This window comes from Rhodothermales bacterium (assembly GCA_041391505.1).
Taxonomy (GTDB): Bacteria; Bacteroidota; Rhodothermia; order Rhodothermales; family JAHQVL01; genus JAWKNW01.
The window spans coordinates 139,098-159,849 of sequence record JAWKNW010000013.1; the positions used below are offsets into that span (position 1 = coordinate 139,098).

General features: G+C 64.8%; 16 protein-coding genes. 11 read left to right on the forward strand and 5 right to left on the reverse strand.

What is annotated here, in order from left to right; translation table 11 throughout:
* Positions 1-22: 22 nt before the first annotated feature.
* On the reverse strand, positions 23-1,747 hold the full coding sequence (locus R2834_13955) for an SLC13 family permease (protein MEZ4701436.1): 1,725 nt from the start codon (positions 1,745-1,747) through the stop codon (positions 23-25).
* A 470-nt stretch (positions 1,748-2,217) separates the two neighbouring features.
* Here R2834_13955 and R2834_13960 point away from each other — a divergent pair, with 470 nt between their 5' ends.
* From R2834_13960 to R2834_13980, 5 genes are all read left to right on the forward strand, one after another.
* Positions 2,218-3,609, forward strand: a complete 1,392-nt coding sequence (locus R2834_13960; GenBank protein MEZ4701437.1) for a UTP--glucose-1-phosphate uridylyltransferase — start codon at positions 2,218-2,220, stop codon at positions 3,607-3,609.
* A 278-nt stretch (positions 3,610-3,887) separates the two neighbouring features.
* On the forward strand, positions 3,888-4,226 hold the full coding sequence (locus tag R2834_13965) for an STAS domain-containing protein (protein MEZ4701438.1): 339 nt from the start codon (positions 3,888-3,890) through the stop codon (positions 4,224-4,226).
* Positions 4,227-4,234: 8 nt separating this feature from the next.
* On the forward strand, positions 4,235-4,666 hold the full coding sequence (locus tag R2834_13970; GenBank protein MEZ4701439.1) for an ATP-binding protein: 432 nt from the start codon (positions 4,235-4,237) through the stop codon (positions 4,664-4,666).
* 6 nt (positions 4,667-4,672) lie between these two features.
* Positions 4,673-6,076: a DUF3131 domain-containing protein gene (locus R2834_13975; protein MEZ4701440.1), complete on the forward strand. Its 1,404-nt coding sequence runs from the start codon at positions 4,673-4,675 to the stop codon at positions 6,074-6,076.
* Between the two features lie 113 nt (positions 6,077-6,189).
* The gene (locus R2834_13980; GenBank protein ID MEZ4701441.1) at positions 6,190-7,386 is read left to right on the forward strand and encodes a SpoIIE family protein phosphatase; all 1,197 of its coding nucleotides are present in this window, start codon (positions 6,190-6,192) and stop codon (positions 7,384-7,386) included.
* A 72-nt stretch (positions 7,387-7,458) separates the two neighbouring features.
* Here the strand turns inward: R2834_13980 and R2834_13985 are convergent, their stop codons facing one another.
* Positions 7,459-8,484: a Gfo/Idh/MocA family oxidoreductase gene (locus R2834_13985; GenBank protein ID MEZ4701442.1), complete on the reverse strand. Its 1,026-nt coding sequence runs from the start codon at positions 8,482-8,484 to the stop codon at positions 7,459-7,461.
* A gap of 214 nt (positions 8,485-8,698) precedes the next feature.
* Here R2834_13985 and R2834_13990 point away from each other — a divergent pair, with 214 nt between their 5' ends.
* From R2834_13990 to R2834_14010, 5 genes are all read left to right on the forward strand, one after another.
* Positions 8,699-9,958, forward strand: a complete 1,260-nt coding sequence (locus R2834_13990; protein MEZ4701443.1) for a VCBS repeat-containing protein — start codon at positions 8,699-8,701, stop codon at positions 9,956-9,958.
* Between the two features lie 14 nt (positions 9,959-9,972).
* Positions 9,973-12,582, forward strand: a complete 2,610-nt coding sequence (locus tag R2834_13995; protein ID MEZ4701444.1) for an AsmA-like C-terminal region-containing protein — start codon at positions 9,973-9,975, stop codon at positions 12,580-12,582.
* Between the two features lie 1,219 nt (positions 12,583-13,801).
* Positions 13,802-14,530 (forward strand): pseudouridine synthase, encoded by a 729-nt coding sequence (locus R2834_14000; GenBank protein ID MEZ4701445.1) that lies wholly within the window; start codon positions 13,802-13,804, stop codon positions 14,528-14,530.
* 18 nt (positions 14,531-14,548) lie between these two features.
* Positions 14,549-16,060, forward strand: a complete 1,512-nt coding sequence (guaB, locus tag R2834_14005; protein MEZ4701446.1) for an IMP dehydrogenase — start codon at positions 14,549-14,551, stop codon at positions 16,058-16,060.
* Positions 16,061-16,229: 169 nt separating this feature from the next.
* Entirely contained in the window at positions 16,230-17,306 is a 1,077-nt protein-coding gene (locus tag R2834_14010; GenBank protein MEZ4701447.1) for an aminopeptidase P family protein, read from the forward strand.
* Between the two features lie 328 nt (positions 17,307-17,634).
* On the opposite strand, the gene R2834_14015 is transcribed toward R2834_14010, so the two are convergent.
* Together R2834_14015 and R2834_14020 are read right to left on the reverse strand one after the other, a co-directional pair.
* Positions 17,635-18,441, reverse strand: coding sequence for an alpha/beta hydrolase (locus R2834_14015; GenBank protein MEZ4701448.1), 807 nt, complete (start codon positions 18,439-18,441; stop codon positions 17,635-17,637).
* Positions 18,441-19,067 carry a hypothetical protein gene (locus R2834_14020; protein MEZ4701449.1) on the reverse strand — a complete coding sequence of 209 codons (627 nt, stop codon included), beginning with the start codon at positions 19,065-19,067 and terminating at the stop codon, positions 18,441-18,443. Before R2834_14020 ends, R2834_14015 begins: the two co-directional genes overlap by 1 nt.
* A gap of 99 nt (positions 19,068-19,166) precedes the next feature.
* Here R2834_14020 and R2834_14025 point away from each other — a divergent pair, with 99 nt between their 5' ends.
* Positions 19,167-20,450 carry a glycosyltransferase gene (locus tag R2834_14025; GenBank protein MEZ4701450.1) on the forward strand — a complete coding sequence of 428 codons (1,284 nt, stop codon included), beginning with the start codon at positions 19,167-19,169 and terminating at the stop codon, positions 20,448-20,450.
* A gap of 40 nt (positions 20,451-20,490) precedes the next feature.
* Here R2834_14025 and R2834_14030 read toward each other — a convergent pair.
* On the reverse strand, positions 20,491-20,752 hold a 262-nt coding region (locus R2834_14030; protein ID MEZ4701451.1), incomplete at its 5' end, for a hypothetical protein.

Here is a 20,752-nt window from a genome sequence, read left to right on the forward strand (position 1 = left end):
CGCACCGCCCCGGCTCCTTTTTTTATAGCAAGAACAACGAAATCATCGTGATCGCCGTGATCGCCACGATGAGGTTGACGACGATGCCGGCGCGGAAGAAGTCGCCGAACCGATAGCCGCCGGCGGCCATCACCATCATGTTCGTCTGGTAACCGATCGGGGTGAGGAAGCTGGCCGAGGCCGCGATCGCGACCGCGATGGCGAAGGCCTCCGGAGGGGCGCCGACGCTTTCGGCCGACTTGAGTCCGATGCCGAGCATCAGGGCCGCCGCCGCGTTGTTGGTGATGAGTTCGGTGAGGATGCTCGTCGCGACATAGACCGCGGCGAGCACGCCGATCGTCCCGAAGACGCTTGCGTGCTCGGTGAGCAGCATGGCGATGGCGGCTGCGAGGCCGCTGCCTTCGATCGCCTTGCTGAGGCCCAGCGCCGCGGCGATCACGAGCAGGACCGGCACGTCGACCGCCGCGCGGGCATCGCGGCCGCGCAGACAACGCGTAAGGATCATGGCGATGGCGCCGATGAACGCCGTCGTGACGATCGAGGCGACGCCCGCTGCGGCGAAGGCGATGACCGCCACAAGGATGCCGAGCGCAAGCGGCGCCTTGCCGCGCTGCGGACGGATCTTCTCGGGCCGGCGCGGTGCCACCAGATAAAATTCATCCCGGTTCTGATTCCACCGGGTGTCGAATCCCTTGCGGGCCTCGATCAGCAACAGGTCGCCGGCCCGCAGCACCACCCGGCCGATCGATTTGTCGATGCTCTCGTCCTGCCGGTAGATGCCCAGCACGACGCCCTGATATTCTTCCCGAAAGTCGACATCGACGAGTGTGGAGCCGACGAGCCGGGACGTGGGGGCGATCACCGCCTCGTAGATCGGCAGCGTCATGTGGCCGCCCGACTCCATGCTTTCCACGACAGGCCGCAGCCCCTGCCGTTCCAGCAGGCTGTCCAGCAAGGCCGGGCTGCCGCGGAAGGCGAGGAGATCGCGTTCGCGGATCACCATTTCGGGCGAGGAGGGGATGACTTCCTTGTTGCGGATGATGTGCGCCAGATAGGCCTCGCCGAGCGACCGGAGGCCGGCTTCTTCGATGGTCTTCCCAACGAGCGGCGCCTCGGGCGGCACCTCGAACTCAAACAGATACTGATGCATGCCCTCGTCCGCCGCGCCGCCCGGCTCGATGCGCGTAGGGAGCAACCGATGCCCGAACACGGCAAAATACAGGATCGTCGCCAGTGCCGCCGGGCCGCCGATCCACGCGAGGTCGAACAAGCCCAGCCCTTCATACCCCGCCTGCTCCATCAGGCCGGCGACCAGCAGGTTGGTGGAGGTGCCGATGAGCGTTGTCATGCCCCCGACGATCGTCGCGTACGAAAGCGGGATCATCAGCTTGGACGGGGAGACGTTGTGGTTCTCGCACCAGAGGCGGACGCGCGGGATGAGCATCGCCACGATGGGCGTGTTGTTCAGAAACGCCGACATCGCCGCCGTGGTCGCCATCATGCGCAGTGAGACCAGCGGAAGACGCCGCGACTGGGGAAAGATGAGCCGATCAAAAAAGCTCAGCGCCCCGGTGTTCTGCACGCCGGCCGCCACGATGAACAGGGCGCCCACGGCAAGCACGGCGCTGTTCGACAGCCCCGAAAACGCCTGCTCCGGCGTGAGCACGCCGGTCAGCAGCAACGGGGCGAGCGAACCGAACAGAATCATCTCGGGGCGGCCAATCCCTTTCATGAGGGCCGTCAACATGGCGATGATCACACCAAGCGTTAACCACGCTTCCCATCCTAGCGCTTCGAACATGATCGTCAACTCTATATCGAGAAATGCTTTACATAGCGGCCTTAATCCTGACAGTATCGCCGCCAGACCGGGGCATATTCAGTCGAAAGGTCGTTCCGACCCGGTCCAATATCAGAACAAAAGTCAAATCCTGCACATATTTAATGCGACGCTAATGCAACATCGCAACGCGCCGATACAGCCATGGAGGCGCATCGTGCCCGGAAGGGACGGATTATCGGACCTGAGGGAACCCTTGATGCGTTCGCACGAACAAAACGCGTCTGCATTCCTCGCAGGGCGCGAGGAGTAGATACCGAAGGTGCGCTCGCCACCGATGCTTTGCGCCCTCTGGCCACCCACCCAGAGTTCGACCCGATTTTGCGCCGCGGTCTCGCGACCGGCGGCCTCGCACTGATTGTGATGCTTGATAGATCATGGTATTTACGCAAGAGGCATTTGCACCGTATCGGGAACGGATGGAGGCGGAAGGGCTTCCAGAAATCGCCATTCGCGCCTTCGCGCACTATTACGAGCAACTCCTGAGCGGGGAGACGGGGCTCATTCCGGAATCGCACATCGCGCCGGTCGAGGCACTGCCGGACGCAGAGCAGCTGTCCGAGCGGGAGCGGCAGGCCGGCATCGAGGCCTTGCCCCGAACGGTCATGCTCAAGCTCAACGGCGGGCTGGGCACCAGCATGGGGCTCGAGCGGGCGAAATCGTTGCTGCGCGTCAAGCAGAACCTGACCTTTCTGGACATCATCGCGCGGCAGGCACTGCGTCGCGAGATGCCGCTCGTGCTGATGAACAGCTTCTCGACGGCCGAAGACTCCCGCAGCCTGCTCGCGGCCTACGCCGGCGTCAGCCGCACCCTCCCGCTGGATTTCCTCCAGCACAAGGTCCCGAAAATCGCCCGGCATACCCTCCAGCCCATCGAGTGGCCGCAAAACGCCCAGCTCGAATGGTGCCCGCCGGGGCATGGCGACCTCTACACCGCCATCGTGACCAGCGGCATGCTGGAGGCCCTGCTGGACGACGGCTACCGCTACCTCTTCGTCTCGAACAGCGATAACCTCGGCGCCGTCGTCGACGAAGCCATCCTCGGGTACTTCGCCGCGAACCGGCTCCCCTTCATGATGGAAGTGGCCGACCGGACGCCGGCGGACCGCAAGGGCGGCCATCTGGCCCGGTCGCGCGAGGGCGGGCTCGTCCTCCGCGAATCCGCGCAGTGCCCGGATGAGGATGCCGGCGCGTTTCAGGACATCCATCGGCACCGCTACTTCAATACCAACAACCTCTGGATCGATCTCGACGCACTCCAGCGTCTCCTGGTGTCACACGACGGCCTGATGGGGCTGCCAATGATCCGGAACAGCAAGACCGTCGACCCCCGCGACCCGCATTCCACGCCCGTCTACCAGCTGGAAACGGCGATGGGCGCCGCCATCGCGCTTTTCGAGGACGCCGGCGCCATCCGGGTGCCCCGTTCGCGCTTCGCGCCCGTGAAAACCACCAACGAACTGCTCGCGGTGCAGTCCGACGCCTACCTCCTGCACGAGGATTACACGATCGGCATGCACCCAGGCCGTGCCGGCCAGGTGCCCGTGGTGCATCTCGACGCCGCCCACTACCGCACGGTCGACCAGCTCGCCGAACATACGCCGCACGGCGCCCCTTCGCTCGAAGCCTGCACGTCGCTCCACGTCACAGGCCGCGTCCGGTTCGGACGCGGGGTGCGGCTGGTGGGGGATGTCCACATCGTCAACCGCTCCGCCTCGCCGGCCACCGTTCCGGACCACAGCGTCATCGAAGGCCGGCTCGAGCTCTGATCCGACGGCCGGGGAGATGGGGGATGGGGATGCGGGGGGATACAAGATGCAGGATGCAGGATGTTCGTCATGAAACAGTGCTCTTGATGGGTGATCCGCATCTTGCATCCCGCATCTTGCATCCCACATCCTCCTATCCTGCATCTTGCATCCCACATCCTCCTATCCTGCATCTTGCATCCTGCATCCCCCATCCCCCATCACATCAGTTAAGAAGTTCGATTTTCCGACGATGTTCTGATTCAGATTATGTCTGAACGATCATCCTTCGGAAACGCATGAGAACTCGGGAACGCAACGTCGGGAATGTCCTCGTAATTGAGATTCTCGAACGGCGTCTGGACGCCAAAAACGCGGTAGCGATCAAGTCGCTGCTCTTGAAAAAGTTCGATAGCAATGTCTTCGACATCGCCATCGACATGGGCTCTGTAAACTTCATCGACAGTAGCGGTCTGGGCGCTTTCGTGACGGCTATGAAGCTGCTCGGCGATCGCGGCTCGCTCGTCTTTTACGGCGTACGCCCGGTTGTCGCCGACGTCTTCCGGCTCACGCGGATGGACCGCATCTTCAAGATGCTCCCTACGGAGCCTGAAGCCATCGAAGCCTTTGCCGCATAAGGGATTGCATGCCAGTCGATGCCCCACGCACGATAGCACTCGAAATCCCAAGCAGGCTGGACTGCATCGAACTGATCGGTGAGACGCTCCGCGCCTTGTGTCCGCTAGCCGACCTGTCGGAAGCCGAGAGCTATCGCATAGAACTGGGTATAGTGGAAGCGCTCAACAACGTGGTCGAGCATGCCTACGGCTTCCAGCCCGAGAGTACGATCCGGTTCGAGTTGACCTTTCACCCGGGCCGGCTTCAGATGGTGATCCGCGATTGGGGGCGGCCGCGTCCCGGCAATCTGTCCCACACCCTCACGTTCGAGCAGGATATCGTGCAGTCGTGGCCGGAGGGAGGCATGGGACTCTTCATCATGCACGAGGTGATGGACGAAATCGCGTACGAACGCCTGGAAGATGAAAACTGCCTGACCCTCATCAAGTACATCCCCTGAGCCGCCGTGTATCCTCCGTTCTCACATCGCCGACGCCGAACTCGCCGAAGCCGTCGCCGGCGGCGCGAGCGGCTCGTCGCCACGCTTACGTATGTCGTGAGCGTCGTGGCCATCGCGGCGCTGATGCTTTTCGCCTGGATCGTGTACAACCGGTCGCAGGATCGCGCCGCGGCGGCGTGGGTACGTTTTGCGGCGGCCGAACCTGTCATTCCCGTTCGACGTCCGCAGCCGATGACCGCCGAGGATTCGCGGTGGGCCGCGGCCGCCTGGCAGTATTTTGAGCGCAATACGTCGCCCCGCACGGGCTTGCCGGCATCCGTGGCCGGCGGGCGCACGGTCACCATGTCCGACGTCGGCTCCTACCTGATGGCCACCATTGCGGCCCATCGCCTGGGCATCATCGATGTCATGGCCTTCAACGACCGTATGGGCCGGCTCCTCGCGACGCTCTCTCAGATGCCGCTTTTCGAGGGCATGCTGCCCAACCGCGCCTACGACATCCAGCGCCTGGGCATGATCGGCCGCGACGGCGACATCGACCTGGTCGGCACCGGATGGTCGGGCCTGGATATCAGCCGGCTGCTCCTCGGTTTCAAGATCGTGTGCTGGGAATATCCCTATTTCACGCCGCAGATCCGCGACATCGTGGGTCGTTGGCGTCTCGATCAACTCGCAGATAATGGCATGATCCAGGGCGCGCACCTCAGCCGGAACGGGCGCATCGTGCGCCACCGCGAGGGGCGTATCGGATACGAGGAGTATGCGGCGCGCGTCCTTTCGCTGTACAACCTCGACACCCGCGAGGCCTCCGAGGTCCGCTCCCATGCGACCATCGCCGAGGTCGACGGGGTGGAACTCGCCGTCGATACCCGCCCGTCGTTTCCGCTGGAGGGGCTGAATCTGGTCACGAGCGATCCCTTTCTGTTTTACGGCCTCGAACTCGGGTGGGACCGGCAGATCCTGCCGATGGCCTATCAGGTGTACCGCGTCCAGCGCCAGCGCTTCGCCACAACCGGGGAGGCGATGGCCGTGGGCGCCGGCTACCTCGACGACTCGGGCGAACCGATCCGCTGTGCCGTCATCGTGGACAACCGCGCCTGGCGCTGCGTCAACGAAGCCGGCGAAAACGTCCGAGACGCCGCGTTTTTCAGCACCGGCGCGGCCATAGGGTGGGCGGCCCTTTTCGAAACCGACTATGCCCGTACCCTGCGCGACCTCGCCGCGCCGTCTCACCATCCCAAACGCGGTTGGGCGACCGGCTACAGGCTGCGCGACGGCGAACCCGTGACCACGTACACGGTGCAGTCGAACGCGCTCGTCCTCGAGGCCATCCACTTCCTCGCGCGAGGGCCGCTCTTCAACATGATGGGAGACATGCCGTCCGATTTATTGAGCCGGCAGACCGACTGAACACGGTTCGACGGGCTTGAGGCATCGTTTCGGGCGACGATACCAACCTCACGGTGCAGCGAGCGCGATCGCTGCCGCCGGCCCCGATCTACCCAAGTGCCTTTTTGCGTTTCATGAAGATCCTCATCGTCGACGACGACCCGGTCATCCGCGCCCTCCTCGAGCATGAGCTCACCCGGCAGGGACACGAGGTCATTGCGGTGTCGGACGGCATGCTGGCCTGGGAGGTGATTCTCCAGGAGCCGATCGAGATGTTGATCACGGACTGGCAGATGCCCGAAATCAACGGGCTCGATCTGTGCCGGCTCGTCCGTACCGTGGCGCCGGGGATGTACATCTACACGATCCTGCTCAGCGGCTTTAGCGAGCACGAGAATGTCCTGGCGGCGTTCGAAGCCGGCGTGGACGATTTCATCCCCAAACCCGTCAATCTGGCCATTCTCAATGCCCGCCTTCGAGCCGGCGAGCGTATCGTCAAGCTGGAGCAGGAGATCGCCCAGCGCAGCGAGTCGCTCCTCGAAATGAATCTGATGTTGAACGAGGCGCGGGCCAGCATGCGGCGCGATCTCGAGGCCGGCGCCGAGCTGCAGCACAATCTCCTGCCGCCTCCCATGTACCGCAGCGGCGAATTTCAGGCCGGCTGGCTCTACAAACCCCATTCGATCGTGGCCGGCGACATGCTCAATATCTTCGAGCGCGACGAAGACACGCTGGTATTTTACCTGTTCGATGTGGTGGGGCACGGCATCCGCTCCGCGCTGCTCACCGTGAGCATCACCAAGATGCTCACTTCGCCGGGCGACTCCAGGCCGCTACAGGACGACCGGATGACCGAAGAACGCTCGGCCCAGTACGTCCTTCAGCATCTCAACGACCGCTTCCAGAGCGTCGATACCTCGCAATACTTCACGATGGTGTATGGGACAATCAACCGGAAGACGGGGCAGGTCCATCTCGGACAGGCCGGCCATCCGCCGCCTATCCTGATCGGGCCCAACGGCGAGCGCACGCTCGTGGGCGACGGCGGGATGCCCATCGGATGGATCGCCGACACGGAGTTCGAGACCTACGACCTGCTGCTCGAACCCGGTGGAAGGCTCATCCTGTACTCCGACGGCGTCACGGAATGCGAAAACGCGGACGGGGTCATGTTCACGCCGGAACGCCTCGCCGAACACTTCGCCGAAATGAGATCCCACACGATCGCCGAAACCCTCGCCGCGCTGGACCAGAAGATCACCGCCTGGGCGCCCGGTGGCACGTTCGACGACGATCTCTCCGCCCTGGTCATCGAACGGGACGGACGGTGAGGTTCAAGGTTTGAGGCTCAAGGTTTAATGGAGGCTCATCGTTGAACCTTGAGCCTCAAACCTTGAACTCCTTCACAGCAGCCCGGCGGCCTCGTAGATCCCGATGATGGCGGCGAGGCTGCGCCGGCCTTCGCGCCCGTCGATGGCGGGGGAGCGGCCTTCGCGGATCGCGCCGACCAGATCGGCCAGGATGGCCTCGTGGCCGGCCGTGGAGATGGCCCGAGGGTCACCGCCGGCGCCGGCGCCAGCCCCGGCGGACAGGTCGGGCGGGTCGATCGTCGCGGTCTCCGGGTCGACCGACCAGCGCACGACGCCTTCGCCCTCCACCTGGATGCCGCCTTGCGTCCCGTACAGTTCGAGGCGATGCGGGAAGCCCTGGCCGGCCGCCGTAGTCGCTGCGATCGTTGCGAGGGCGCCACTGCTGAATCGCAGCGCGGCCGCGGCGACGTCCTCCACTTCGATATGACGGTGCAGCGTGTCCGCGCCGGCATGGATCAGCACCGGGTCGCCCATGTACCAGAGGAGGAGGTCGATGATGTGGATGCCCTGGTTCATCAGCACGCCGCCGCCGTCGAGCGCCCAGGTGCCGCGCCATTCGGCCTGGTCGTAGTAGGCCTGGTTGCGGAAATACGGGAGCGTCACCACCCCGAGCGTGAGTTCGCCGAGATCGCCCGCCTCCAGCGCGTCCTTGATCCGCCGAAACAACGGGTCGACGCGTCGCTGGAGGGCCACGGCGAGGCAGACGCCGCGCTCGTCGGCCGCCGCGATCATGGCGTCCGCCGAGGCGAGGGACAGCGCCATCGGTTTTTCGACCAGCACATGTTTGCCGGCGGCGATGGCCGCCAGCGCCTGCTGGGCGTGCTGGCCGCTGGGCGTGCACAGGCTCACGATGTCGATGGAGCGATCGGCCAGCACCGCATCGAACGAACGGCACGGCACGCCATAACGCTCAACTATGCGGGCGAACTGCGAGGCATCGTGGTGCACCATGGCGGCCAGCTCCACGCCGAGGCCGGCTTGAGCCAGCACCGCCTTCCGGTGGTACTCCGCGATCATCCCGGCGCCCACGATGGCGACGCGTAGAGGAGAAGGAGACATGGGCATGGGGTATCATGTGGCCGAGCTAAAACAGAGGAGCGCCGGGCCCTGGCTGTATCCGGCCGGGGCGGCGCTGGGCTCGGAAAGATAATGGAACGGCGCCGCATTCGCACACGGAAGCGCGCGGGGACGGGCTCGCCCCTTGTCGGAACATGCGCCAACGCTTACTTTGGATGGTTCTTGTGCCGTGCCCATCCACCTACTCAGGCCGACCATGCTCCAGCGCAATCGAATGCTCCTCGTGCTTCCCGTACTGGGCAGCATCATCGCCGCCGTATTTTTCATGCACGACGAATACGTGCTGCACACCTTCGAACACGTCAAGCTCTCGGATACCTTTTATGCCGAGGGCGGAACGTTCGGGGATGTTTCGGGGGACGGCGTGATGGATCTGATCTCGGGCCCATTCTGGTTCGAAGGTCCGGACTTCGTGAATCGACACACCATCTACGAACCGCAGCCGTTCTCGATCGAAGTGTATTCGGACAACTTCTTCGCCTACGTGTACGACATCGACCGGGACGGCCGGAACGACATCTTTTTTATCGGATTCCCCGGCCAGGAATCCACCTGGTACCGTAACCCCGGGATGCAGGACGGTCCCTGGGAGAAACACCGGATCTTCGAGGAAACGAGCAACGAATCGCCCACCTTTATGGATCTGACGGGCGACGGCCTGCCCGAGCTCATCTGTGTCTCCAACGGGCGTTACGGCTACGCGCAGCCGGACTGGGATCATCCCGAACGGCCCTGGACCTTTACGCCCATCGCCGACGACAACGGGTTGCAGCGGTTCACGCACGGCATGGGCGTCGGCGATGTCGACGGTGACGGCCGGCTCGACGTGATGGAGGCGAACGGGTGGTTCCAGCAGCCGGCCAGCCTGGATGGCAATCCGGTATGGACGCACCACGCCTATCCCTTCGCCGACGGCGGCTCCCAGATGTACGCCTACGACGTCGACGGCGACGGCGACAACGACGTGATCACCAGCCATCGCGCGCACGGATACGGCCTGCTCTGGCACGAGCAGGTAAAGGGCGCCGACGGCGGCATCGACTTTAAACCCCACCTGATCATGGGCGAGACGCCCGCAGAAAACCCGTACGGCGTGGCCTTTTCCGGGCTGCACGCCGTCGCCCTGGTCGACATGGACGGCGACGGATTGAAGGACATCGTGACGGGCAAGCGCTACTGGGCCCACATGGGGCGCGACGCCGGCGAGATGGAACCCTCGGTACTGTACTGGTTTAAGCTACAACGGTCGGACGACGCCGGCGTGGACTTTATTCCGTATTTCATCGGCGACGAAGTGGGTGTCGGCACTCAGCTCGTCGTGAAGGATTACAACGGCGACGACCTGCCGGATATCGTGGTAGGCAACAAAAAAGGGCTATCCTACTACACGCATCGGCGCGAGGTGGTATCACGCAAGGCGTGGGAGGCCGCGCAGCCGGCGCGTAGCGAGGGTTGACCCATCGCCGTGTGATGACTGCGCTGAAGAAGTTCGTACTGATCCCCATTCTTTCCGTACTCGGCCTCCTCGTTGTGGCGGGTGTGGGTCTATACCTGTACCTGTCCGACGCCCGGCTCCGAAGCCTGCTCGAACCGGCGCTGGAAGAGACGCTCCAGCGTGACGTGTCGATCGATGCGGTGCACCTCAGCCTGTTTCGCACCTTTCCGCACGTCGGCATCGGCGTGGAGGGCCTGACGATCCACACGCCGGACGGCCCCGATCTGGCCTCGATCGACGAGTTCTGGGCCGCCGCCCGGCTCGGCTCGCTCTTCGCCGACGATATCGAGATCGCGTCCATCGAACTCATCGGCCCGCGCATCCTCGTCGAACCCCTCGGCGACGGCCGAACCACGCTCGACGGCCTGGGTGGAGATGCGGAGGCCGCGCCGGCGGACACGGCGGCGGCATCCGGCTCGATCCGGCTCGACCGTATTTCGATCCGCGACGGCGCGCTCGCCTACGCCGACGAAGCCGGCACCTTCTTCGCCATCGCCGACCTCGATGCCGACCTCCGCGCCGTCCTCGACGACGTCACGGCGATCTCGGGCTATGTGGAGGCGTACGACCTCACCTACGAATCGGCCGGCGTGCCCTATGCGCGGGACTGGGATCTACGCCTCGATGTGGATGCCGAAGCCGATCTGACCAACGAAGTGCTCCGCCTCGGCTCTACCCGGTTGCGGGCCGAGCAGCTCGACATCGCCATGGCCGGCGAGGTCGCCGGCTGGAGCCAGGATGTCATGGCGGTCGATCTCCGCATCGATGCGCCCGACGGCACCATCGAAGGGTTTTTGTCCCTGCTGCCCAGAGGGCTCGTCAAGGATCTCGACGGTATCACGGCGCGCGGCGCCTTTGCGCTGGCAGCGACCCTCAAAGGCGATCTGGGTGATGACGTGTATCCGGCCCTCGATGCGCATCTGACAATCGAAGACGGCTTCATCCAGTATCCCGGCCTGCCCGAGGCCATTACCGGCATCCAGCTCGATACCCGCGTAACCGACGAAGCGGTCGATATCGCCTCGCTCACCGCAACCGCGGCAGGGAATACCCTCACGTCGCGAGGCCGCATCGTCAACGGCGACGCCACCACGGTGGATGCCGTACTGCAGATCGATGCGGACCTGGCGTCCATCCCGCGCTTTTATCCGCTCGAAGCCGGCACCCGGCTTGCCGGCACCGTCAAAACCAACGCCCGGATCCAGGGTCCCATCGACGCCCCGGAATCGCTGCAGGCCGAAGGCACCGCCGAACTGCAGGGCATCCAGTACGCGTCCGCCGACCTGCCCCAGCCGGTCGATGCCCTGGATGGATTGCTCCGCCTGGATCGCAACGCCATCCGCTTCGAAAACATCGTCGTCAAGGCCGGCCAGACCGACGCCACGCTGAACGGGGCGCTGTCGAATTACATGGCCTTTATGGCGTCCGAACCCGGCGGCGCCGTGCCGGCTTTCAGGGGGCAACTCCACAGCGCCGTGCTGAACGCCGACGAACTCATCCCGGAGGATACCACCGATACCGAACCGCTCGATCTCCCGGATGTGCTGATGGATGTCCGGCTCACCGCGGACCGGATGGTCTATGGCGGGATCGATGTGCGGGATGCGCGCTCCGAGCTGCATCTCGAGAACGACATCCTGACGGTGTCGGGGATCAGCGCCGCGCTGTTCAGCGGCGTCCTGGCCGGCGAGATCGCCTTCAGCACCCAGAATCCGGAGGCGCCGGCGTTCGACGGCGCCATCAAGCTGGAAGGCATAGATGCATCGCGTTTCTTCGAGAAGATGGAGACCGTGAACAAGTTCGCCCAGGTCGGCGGCTATTTTCAGGGGGTGTTCGATAGCCAGGCGAAGTTCTCGCTTCGCATGGACTCGCTTCTCAATCCCCGGATGGAAACGATCCAGGCGTCCGGTCTCTTCGGGGCCCGGGAAGGGAGCCTGCGCGATCTGCCGATCCTGAAAAAACTCAGCGCGTTCACCGGACTCGCCGATCTCAGCCGGCTCGCGCTGAAGGACTGGTCGCATGCATTCTCCGTCGCCGGCGAGCAGCTTCAGGTGCGCGACCTCGACATCGAGGCCGGCGCCTATACCGTGAAACTGAACGGCACGCAGGGGCTGGACGGCCGGCTCGACTATGCCCTGAGCCTCATCCTGCCCGCCTCGGCTTCAGATGCCCTCCTGGCAGCTCCCGTCGGAGCGGCGCTTCGCCCGATAGCCGGCGTGGCAAACGCGGCCCTCGTCGATCCGGCCACCGGACGCATCGTGCTCGACCTTCTGGCGCAGGGCGCCATCAACGACCCGGAGCTTCGCCTCAACAGCGACATGATGAAGACGCGCCTCGAATCGCACGCATCGGCCCTCGTAGCCGGCGCGCGCCAGGAAGCACAGGCGCGTCTCGATTCCCTCGCCCAGGCCCAGAAAGCGGCCCTGGAGCAGGAAGCCCGCGACCGCCTCGGCGGCCTGGTCGAAGACGCCGTTGGCGACAGCACCGTCGCCATCCCGACCAACCTGGACAGCCTGAAGTCCCAGGGCGAGGATCTGGTGAAGGACCGGCTAAAAGGCCTCCTAAACCGCAAGAAGAAAAATTAGGGACCGTCTGATTCATCAGACGGTCCCGTATCCTGAACTCGATTCAGGATCTGCCCCGGACAAGCATGACCGTCGCCCTGAACTCGATTCAGGATCTGCCCCGGACAAGCATGACCGTCGCCCTGAACTCGATTCAGGATCTGCCCCGGACAAGCATGACCGTCGCCCTGAACTCGATTCAGGATTGCCCCGGACAAGCACAACCGTCGCCCTGAACGCAATTCGGATCTGCCCTGACAGCGACCGTCGCCCCAACCGATTCAGATCTGCCCCGGACAAGATGACTGTCGCCCTGACTCGATTCAGGATCTGCCCCGGACACATGACCGTCGCCTGAACGCAATTCCACTTCCACGCACCCCCCCCCTCCGCCTTCCTCGAACTTTTGCAGATGACGCGTGTCTTGAAACACGCCGGCCCGTATATTGGTAGGCACACTCGCCCGGTTGTATAGCTCACCGTTGTAGAAATCAACACCGTACAGCTCACCCTCCGTGCAGCTTGCAACATCGACCCGCAGACACCCGCAACCACCCCGCGGTCCGTTTTTTTCGTCGAAAGGCGCAGCCCACCCATGCTGTGCCCTTTTTTGTATCCAGAAAACGCTTTGAAAACGCCACCTCCCCCCAGACGCCGCTCAAAAACCGACTCGGACGACTCGGAAGAACGAGATCACGAAACGCGTGAAGGTCCACGCCGCGGCGGGAAACCGGGTGGCAATCCCCGCTCCGCCTCAACCGATCGGGATACCGGATCCGGGCGACGCTCCGGCGCCGGCGGGCCGCGAACCGGACCGGGAGGACGACGCGCCTCCACCGACGAGCAGCGCCAGGGCTCCGGCCGCCGTTCAGCGCCGCGCCCGACATCCGGCCAGGGCGGACAGCGCTCGGGTACCGGTGGCAGGCGTTCCGACGAGCGCTCCACTCCAGGCGAATACGGAAAACGCCCTGGACCCTCGGGCCGGCGTTCCGACGAGCGCTCGAGTTCCGGCGAATACGGAAAACGACCCGGACCCTCGGGCCGGCGGTCTTCGCCGGACGATCGGCGCACGGGCTACAACCCGCGCGGCGGTGCATCGGGCCGGCGTTCGACCCCGTCCGATCAACGTCCGGGGTCCGACGAGCGGCGCTCGTCCTTCGGTAAAGGGGGGCAGAAGCCCGTATCCGGGCGACGCACGGCATCGACGGCGCGTCCGTCCCCGGCGCCTGCGCCGTCGGCCATGGGCCCAGTGCGACTCAACCGGTACATCGCCCAGGCCGGCATCTGCTCGCGCCGCAAGGCCGACGAACTCATCCTGGAAGGGCGCGTGCTCATGAACGGCGAGGTCGTCAAGGAGCTGGGCGTCAAGGTCAACCCCGGCGATGCCGTGGAGGTGAACGGCATTCGTCTGACGCCGCGGTCGCTGGACTATTTCCTGCTCAACAAGCCCTCCAACTACATCACCTCGAAGCAGGACGAGAAGGGGCGGTCGGTGGTGATGGACCTCATCGACATCCCCGAGAAAGACGAGTTGCATCTGTACCCGGTAGGCCGGCTGGATCGCAACTCGGTCGGCGTGCTGCTCATTACGAACGACGGCGAGCTGGCGCACCGCCTGATGCACCCGCGTTATCAGATCGACAAACTGTACAAGGTCCGGACGAAGGAGCCGATCAAACCCCACGAGCTGGAGCAGCTGATCGAGGGCGTCCAGCTGGACGACGGCCCCGCCAAGGCCGACGATGCCCGCTACGTGTCGCCGGAGAACAAACACGAAATCGGGGTGCGGCTGCACGAGGGCCGGAACCGGCAAATCCGGCGGATGCTGGAAGCCATCGGGCACGAAGTCGACTACCTGGAGCGCGTCAACTACGCCGGCCTCACAGCCGACGGCGTACGCCGCGGGAAGTGGCGCCGGCTGCGCCCGGATGAAATCAAGAAATTGAAACGCCTGGTAAAACTCGGTTAATAGACTCGGTTTATAGACATGGACAACCGCCTGGATATCGAAGGCGACGGCGCGATCGCCTCCTCCTCGAAGATACGCGGCTTCGGCCTCACTTACGACGACGTGCTGCTCGTCCCGGGGCGTTCGGAAGTCATGCCGCGCGACGTGAATACCTGCGCGCAGCTGACGGCCAACATCTCGCTGAACATCCCTCTGCTCTCGGCGGCCATGGATACCGTCACCGAGCACGAGATGGCCATCGCCATGGCCCGCGAGGGGGGCGTCGGGGTGCTGCACAAGAACATGACGATCGAGGAGCAGGCGTCCCAGGTGCGGCGCGTGAAGCGGTCCGAAAGCGGGATGATCCTCGATCCCATCACCCTCCATCCGGAAGATACGGTCGCCAACGCCCGCAATCTGATGGCGCGTTATTCGATCGGCGGAATCCCCGTGGTCGACTCCAACAACCGGCTCGTGGGCATCGCCACGAATCGGGACCTACGCTTCGTGCAGGAGCCCGGCATCCTGCTGCGTCAGGTGATGACGAGCGAGGGGCTGATCACGGCGCCGGTGGGCACCACGCTGGAAGCCGCCGAAGCCCTGCTACAGCGGCACAAGATCGAGAAGCTCCCGGTCATCGACGGCGACGGATACCTCAAGGGGCTGATCACCTTCAAGGATATCGAGAAAAAACGCCAGTTCCCCTCGGCCTGCAAGGATGAACACGGCCGGCTCCGCGTGGGCGCCGCCGTCGGCGTCTCGAGCGGCGTCATGGAGCGCGTGGCCGCCCTCAAGGAGGCGGGCGTCGACTTCGTGATCGTCGATACCGCGCACGGCCACTCGGTGGCGGTTATGGATACCGTCTCCGCCATCAAGAAGCAGTTCGGCGACCTCGAACTGATCGCCGGCAACGTCGCCACCGCCGAGGCCACGCTCGACCTCATCGACCGCGGCGTGTCCGCCGTGAAGGTCGGCATCGGCCCCGGATCCATCTGCACGACGCGCGTGGTTGCCGGCGTCGGCGTCCCCCAGCTCACCGCGATCATGGACTGCGCCCGCGTGGCGCGCCCCCGCGGCATCCCCATCATCGCGGACGGCGGCATCAAGCAAACGGGAGATGTGGCGAAAGCCATCGCCGCCGGCGCGAGCAACGTGATGATCGGCGGCCTGTTCGCGCGGGTCGAGGAGAGCCCCGGCGAAACCATCCTCTACGAAGGCCGGAAGTACAAGAGCTACCGCGGCATGGGCTCCCTGAGCGCCATGCAGGACGGGAGCAAGGACCGCTACTTCCAGGATGTGGAAGACGACATCAAGAAGCTCGTCCCCGAGGGCATCGAGGGGCGCGTGCCGTATGGCGGCATGCTGAGCGAGGTGGTCTACCAGATGGTGGGCGGCCTGCGCGCGGCGATGGGCTACTGCGGCTGCGCCACCCTGCAGGAGATGTACGAACGCGCTCAGATGATCCGGATCACGGCATCGGGTTTGCGTGAAAGCCATCCCCATGATGTTCTCATCACAAAAGAAGCCCCCAACTACAGCACGCGCGTTTGATAGATGGGGCAAAACGAAAGGAATTCGCGGAATTATCCAGTTTCGATTGGATGCACCCCCGATGCCCTTCGGTTTGTGACACCATGAACAGGAATCCGCCCGGAGGAGTCAAATTCCTTCGGGCGGATTTTTTTTCCGCCCGATCGATCGTCGAATCCCACCGAATGCCATGATCCAGCGCCTCGACGCCCTGCGCGCACATTTTTCTGAACGCCACGCGGATGCCGCGATCCTCACCTTCCTGCCGGACATCCGATGGGCCTGCGGTTTTTCCGGATCCAACGGGCTGCTGCTCGTGACGCAGCAGGACGCCCATTTCATCACCGACGGCCGGTACACCGAACAGGCCGGCCGGGAAGTCGCCGGCGCCGCCGTGCACATCGCGGAAAAAGGGCTCTTCGACGCCCTCGCGTCGCGATCGCTGCTGGCCGGGGTGGGGCGTGTCATCATCCAGTCCGATCACCTCACGCTCGATGCGTTCGACGATCTCCAGGAGGCCTTTCCCGACGTGGAGTGGGCCCCCGCCAAAGGCCTGCTCAAAAAGGACGTCGCGGTAAAAGCGAAGGCCGAGATCGATGCCATGCAGCGGGCGCAGGACGTGACGGATGCCGTGTTCGATGAGCTGCTCGGCGTGATCAGGCCGGGCATGACCGAGCTGGAAGTGGCCGCCGAAATCGTCTACCGCCACATGCGGCGCGGCGCCTCGGGGATGTCCTTCGACCCGATCGTCGCCGCCGGCCCCAACGGCGCGCTCCCGCATGCGCGGCCGACCGACCGCCGCCTGGCTCCGGGCGATCTGGTCGTGCTGGATTTTGGTTGTTTCGTGGATGGCTACGCCTCCGACATGACGCGTACGATCGCCATCGGCGAACCCGATCCGGAGGCCGTCAAGGTGTACCACATCGTCCTGGATGCCCACCTGAAGGCACTCGACGCCGCGCGCGCCGGCATGAGCGGCAAGGCCCTCGACGCCGTCGCCCGAACCCTCATCGCCGACGCAGGCTACGGCCCGCTGTTTTCGCACAGCCTCGGCCACGGCGTCGGACTCCAGATCCATGAATGGCCCAGCGTGTCGTTCCGGACGGAGGATGAACTTCCCGCCGGCGTGGTCATCACCATCGAGCCGGGCATCTACGTCCCGGGCCGCTTCGGCGTCCGCATCGAGGATATGGCGCTACTCGAGGCGCATGGCGCCAGATCGATGGCGCACAGTCCGAAGGAGCTGATTCAATTGGGTAACGCCTGACGCAAAAAATGTCATTGTCATCTCGACTGGCGGTCCCACCCAGGTGGGACCAAAACGGAGAGACCTCCTGACCCGGAGCACAAGTCCTACATGTCGACGCTACCCTCAAAAAACAGTCAGGTCTAATTCAAAATCGCATGCTTGCGCGATGAGGCTGATGCATGCCAGGAGATAAGGATGTGTGCTCCTTGCCATTGTGACAACCGTATGGATGGAGAGCTCCTAAAACGTATTGTCGCGCATCGTCAGGAGGTCTCTCCGTTTTTCCCCGCATTCGCGGGGAGCCGGTCGAGATGACAATTGATTGTTAAGCGCTTGGGTGCGCCCCTCACGGATACACCGGCACCGGATGCCCGGACAGCGCCTCGTTCACGAATTGAACGGTTGAGCGCTGATTCGGCGTGGGGAAGGGGTCGGGCAGGTAGTCGCTGTGGCCGGCGTCGCGCTGGTCGCTGATCTGGACGTGCAGGACCTGCTGTGGCGTGGCGTTGCCGCCGCGGACGCGGGGGCCGTGGTAACCCAGCGCCTGCCCCCAGCTGTCCTCGCGGTAGAAGAACCAGGTCTGGAACAGGTCGCCGGCCGGGTAGGCCAGCTTGAGCACGTAATCCTGCCGCGACGCCAGCACCGATACGCGGCGTGTGCCGCGCACCCCATCCCGGAAATCGCTCGGATACCCCAGGCTGTAGTCGTCCACCGCCGCGGCCATCAGGCAGAGCTGGTTGAACGTGTAGCCGTAGGGCACGAGCAGCTTCACGACCTGCAGGGCGACGCGCGCACCCAGGCTGTGCGTGGCGAAGGACACGCGGGTGCTCTTGCGCAGATAGGTATAGATGAATTTGGCCAGCTCCAGCGCGGTGTCGTCGGCGTCGCGCCCCTCGAAACTGTAGCTGAACGCGCCGGCCCAGTGGTCGCCGGGCCACAGCGTGGCGACGAGGGCGTGGTGCTGCACACGGTTCAGCTGCGAGGCAAAACGCTTGAGCTGCTCCCGGCCCGAGGGGCGATCGACGTTGAAGCCGTGAATCAGGAAGGTCACGTCCGACGCCATCTGGAGCTGCGCGTGCGTGCCCTCCGTGAGCCGGCCGGGAAGGACGGGCCCACCGACGTTGGCGCCGCGAAAATCGAGGACGAAGTTCATCAAGGCCTCCCGAGCGCCGCGGTGGCGGCCTGCAGCGCGCTCACCAGGTCCTTGGCGATGGGGGCGAGGGGCACGGCAGCGAGTCCGATCAACCCGCCCATGAAGGGCTGCGACAGGTAGATGCCCACGCCGGCGCCTACCGCGAGGGCGATGATCGAAGCGATGAAACGCAGCTTGCCGGCGTACTGGTTCTGCGCCATCGCCAGCGCGGACTCGATCCGCGCATCCACCGCCAGCTCGTAACGCCCCAGCACGTGCTGGAGGTCTTCCGACATCCCCTCTGCGCTATTGATCCGGGAGGCGGCACGCGTCAACGCGTCGCCATCGATCACCCCCAGGAATCCCGCGATCCGGGATGCGTTCTCCTCGGTGAGGCCGAGCCGGACGCCCTGGCGAATCATGCGGATGAGTTCGAACCGGTCTCCGCGATACTGGCCGGCGAGCACCTCCTCGAAGGCCGGCCCGTAGGCCCGTTCGAGCGAGGCCCAGACAGGCCCCAGCAACCGGGCGAGCCGGCCGAAGCCGATGAGGCCGACGGCGTTCGTCCATTTCAGCGCCTCGACGATGCCGAAGGCAGCCGTGCCGAGCGCGCCGGTGGCGAGCACGATAGTCCCGATGTTCTCCATGTGGGTGTCTCTAAAATGCGTATGGCGATAGCAATCCCTGCGAATCCTCCGTAAACTAACGCCCCGATCCTGCTTCCACAACCGCACCGTTTCCAGCCGATGCCGCGCGCCGACCGCCGGGTGTTGATCGTCGCTTATTATTTCCCGCCCATGGGGCTCAGCGGCGTGCAGCGCATCGCCCGGTTTGTCAAGTACCTGCCCGAATTCGGCTGGCAACCGGAGGTCCTCACCGTCGACCCCGCCGGCTATTTCGCGTACGACGCCTCGCTGCTCGACGAACTCGTCGACCGTGGCATCCCGATCCACCGGACGACCTCCTTCGATCCGACGCGTCTGTTCGGCAAGTCGGCGCAGGTGGCCCTGCCTGCCGAAACATCCCGCCGCCGACTCACCGCGCTGAGCAGCTGGCTGTTCGTGCCCGACAACAAGATCGGCTGGCTGCCGGCGGCCGTCCGGCACGGGAAACGCCTCCTCGCCGAAAAGCGGTTCGACGCCGTTCTGGCGACCGTGCCGCCGTATACCGGCGCCCTCATCGGGCGCAAGCTCGCCCGCCACGCCGGCATCCCGCTCGCGCTCGACTTCCGCGACGACTGGGTCGGCAATCCCCGCCACGTCTACCCCACGCCGCTGCACCGCCGCCTGCACCTCCTGCTCGAACGCCGCGCCCTGGATGCGGCCGGCGCCGTGTTTACCATCAACCCGCGCATTCGGGACGCGCTGCGAGCGCGCCATGCCGGCGCCGTGCCGGCCGATCGGTTCGCCGTGCTGCCGCAGGGCTACGACGCCGAGGACTTCGCGCGGCCGCCCGCGCAGCGTTTGGACGGCCGGTGCCGGTTCGTCTACAGCGGGGTCTTTTACGACCGGCAGAAGCCGGACTATTTCCTGCGGGCGCTGGCGCGCGTCGTCACCGATCACCCCGACTTGCGCGATCGGGTCGAGGCCGGCTTCGTCGGACTCCTGCCGGGCTACGTCGCCGGCCTCGTGCAGTCGCTGGGCATCGAGGACCTCGTGGTCCCGACTGGCTACCTGCCGCACCCCGACGCGGTGGGCCACCTGATGGCGGCGGATGTGTTGTGGATGACTGTCGGCTCCGGGCCGGGGCAGGAGCAGATCTCGACGAGCAAGCTCTATGAATACATGGGCACAGACAAACCCATCCTCGGCCTCGTCCCGGAAGGCGCCGCGCGGGATGCCCTGCGCGAGGATGCCGCGGCGGTCGTCGTGGCACCGGAAGACGTCGCCGGCATCGCCCTGGCTATGGAACGACTGATTCGTCAGCACGTGACGAACGCGCTGCCGCAGGTCGAACGGTCCTTGAGGTCCCGGTTCGAGCGGAAAAGCCTCACCGCCGAATTGGCCGGCCGGCTGGATCGGTTGGTCTGAACCACGCGAGGTCCTCTCTGCCGCACGGGCGAGGGCCGCGTTAAACAAAGAGCGAGCGCACCGCCGGCTTCGTCACCTTACCCATCGCGTTCCGTGGCAGCTCGTCCATCACAAGCAGACGAGTCGGCCGTTTGTAGGGGGATAAGCGATCGCCGCACCAGGCGCGCAGATCCTCCAGCGTGAGCGAGGCACCTGGCGCCAGCACCACAGCGGCCGATACCGCCTCGCCCCAGGTGCCGTCCGGCACCCCGACCACGGCGCACTCCCGGATGTCCGGATGTTCGAGCAGCGCGGCCTCGATT

Bases quoted from the DNA above. Each gene is read 5' to 3' on its own strand.
- R2834_13955 (MEZ4701436.1), bottom strand. From the start codon at position 1,747: ATGTTGACGGCCCTCATGAAAGGGATTGGCCGCCCCGAGATGATTCTG.
- R2834_13960 (MEZ4701437.1), top strand. From the start codon at position 2,218: ATGGTATTTACGCAAGAGGCATTTGCACCGTATCGGGAACGGATGGAG.
- R2834_13965 (MEZ4701438.1), top strand. From the start codon at position 3,888: ATGAGAACTCGGGAACGCAACGTCGGGAATGTCCTCGTAATTGAGATT.
- R2834_13970 (MEZ4701439.1), top strand. From the start codon at position 4,235: ATGCCAGTCGATGCCCCACGCACGATAGCACTCGAAATCCCAAGCAGG.
- R2834_13980 (MEZ4701441.1), top strand. From the start codon at position 6,190: ATGAAGATCCTCATCGTCGACGACGACCCGGTCATCCGCGCCCTCCTC.
- R2834_13985 (MEZ4701442.1), bottom strand. From the start codon at position 8,484: ATGTCTCCTTCTCCTCTACGCGTCGCCATCGTGGGCGCCGGGATGATC.
- R2834_13990 (MEZ4701443.1), top strand. From the start codon at position 8,699: ATGCTCCAGCGCAATCGAATGCTCCTCGTGCTTCCCGTACTGGGCAGC.
- R2834_13995 (MEZ4701444.1), top strand. From the start codon at position 9,973: ATGACTGCGCTGAAGAAGTTCGTACTGATCCCCATTCTTTCCGTACTC.
- R2834_14000 (MEZ4701445.1), top strand. From the start codon at position 13,802: ATGGGCCCAGTGCGACTCAACCGGTACATCGCCCAGGCCGGCATCTGC.
- guaB (MEZ4701446.1), top strand. From the start codon at position 14,549: ATGGACAACCGCCTGGATATCGAAGGCGACGGCGCGATCGCCTCCTCC.
- R2834_14010 (MEZ4701447.1), top strand. From the start codon at position 16,230: ATGATCCAGCGCCTCGACGCCCTGCGCGCACATTTTTCTGAACGCCAC.
- R2834_14015 (MEZ4701448.1), bottom strand. From the start codon at position 18,441: ATGAACTTCGTCCTCGATTTTCGCGGCGCCAACGTCGGTGGGCCCGTC.
- R2834_14020 (MEZ4701449.1), bottom strand. From the start codon at position 19,067: ATGGAGAACATCGGGACTATCGTGCTCGCCACCGGCGCGCTCGGCACG.
- R2834_14025 (MEZ4701450.1), top strand. From the start codon at position 19,167: ATGCCGCGCGCCGACCGCCGGGTGTTGATCGTCGCTTATTATTTCCCG.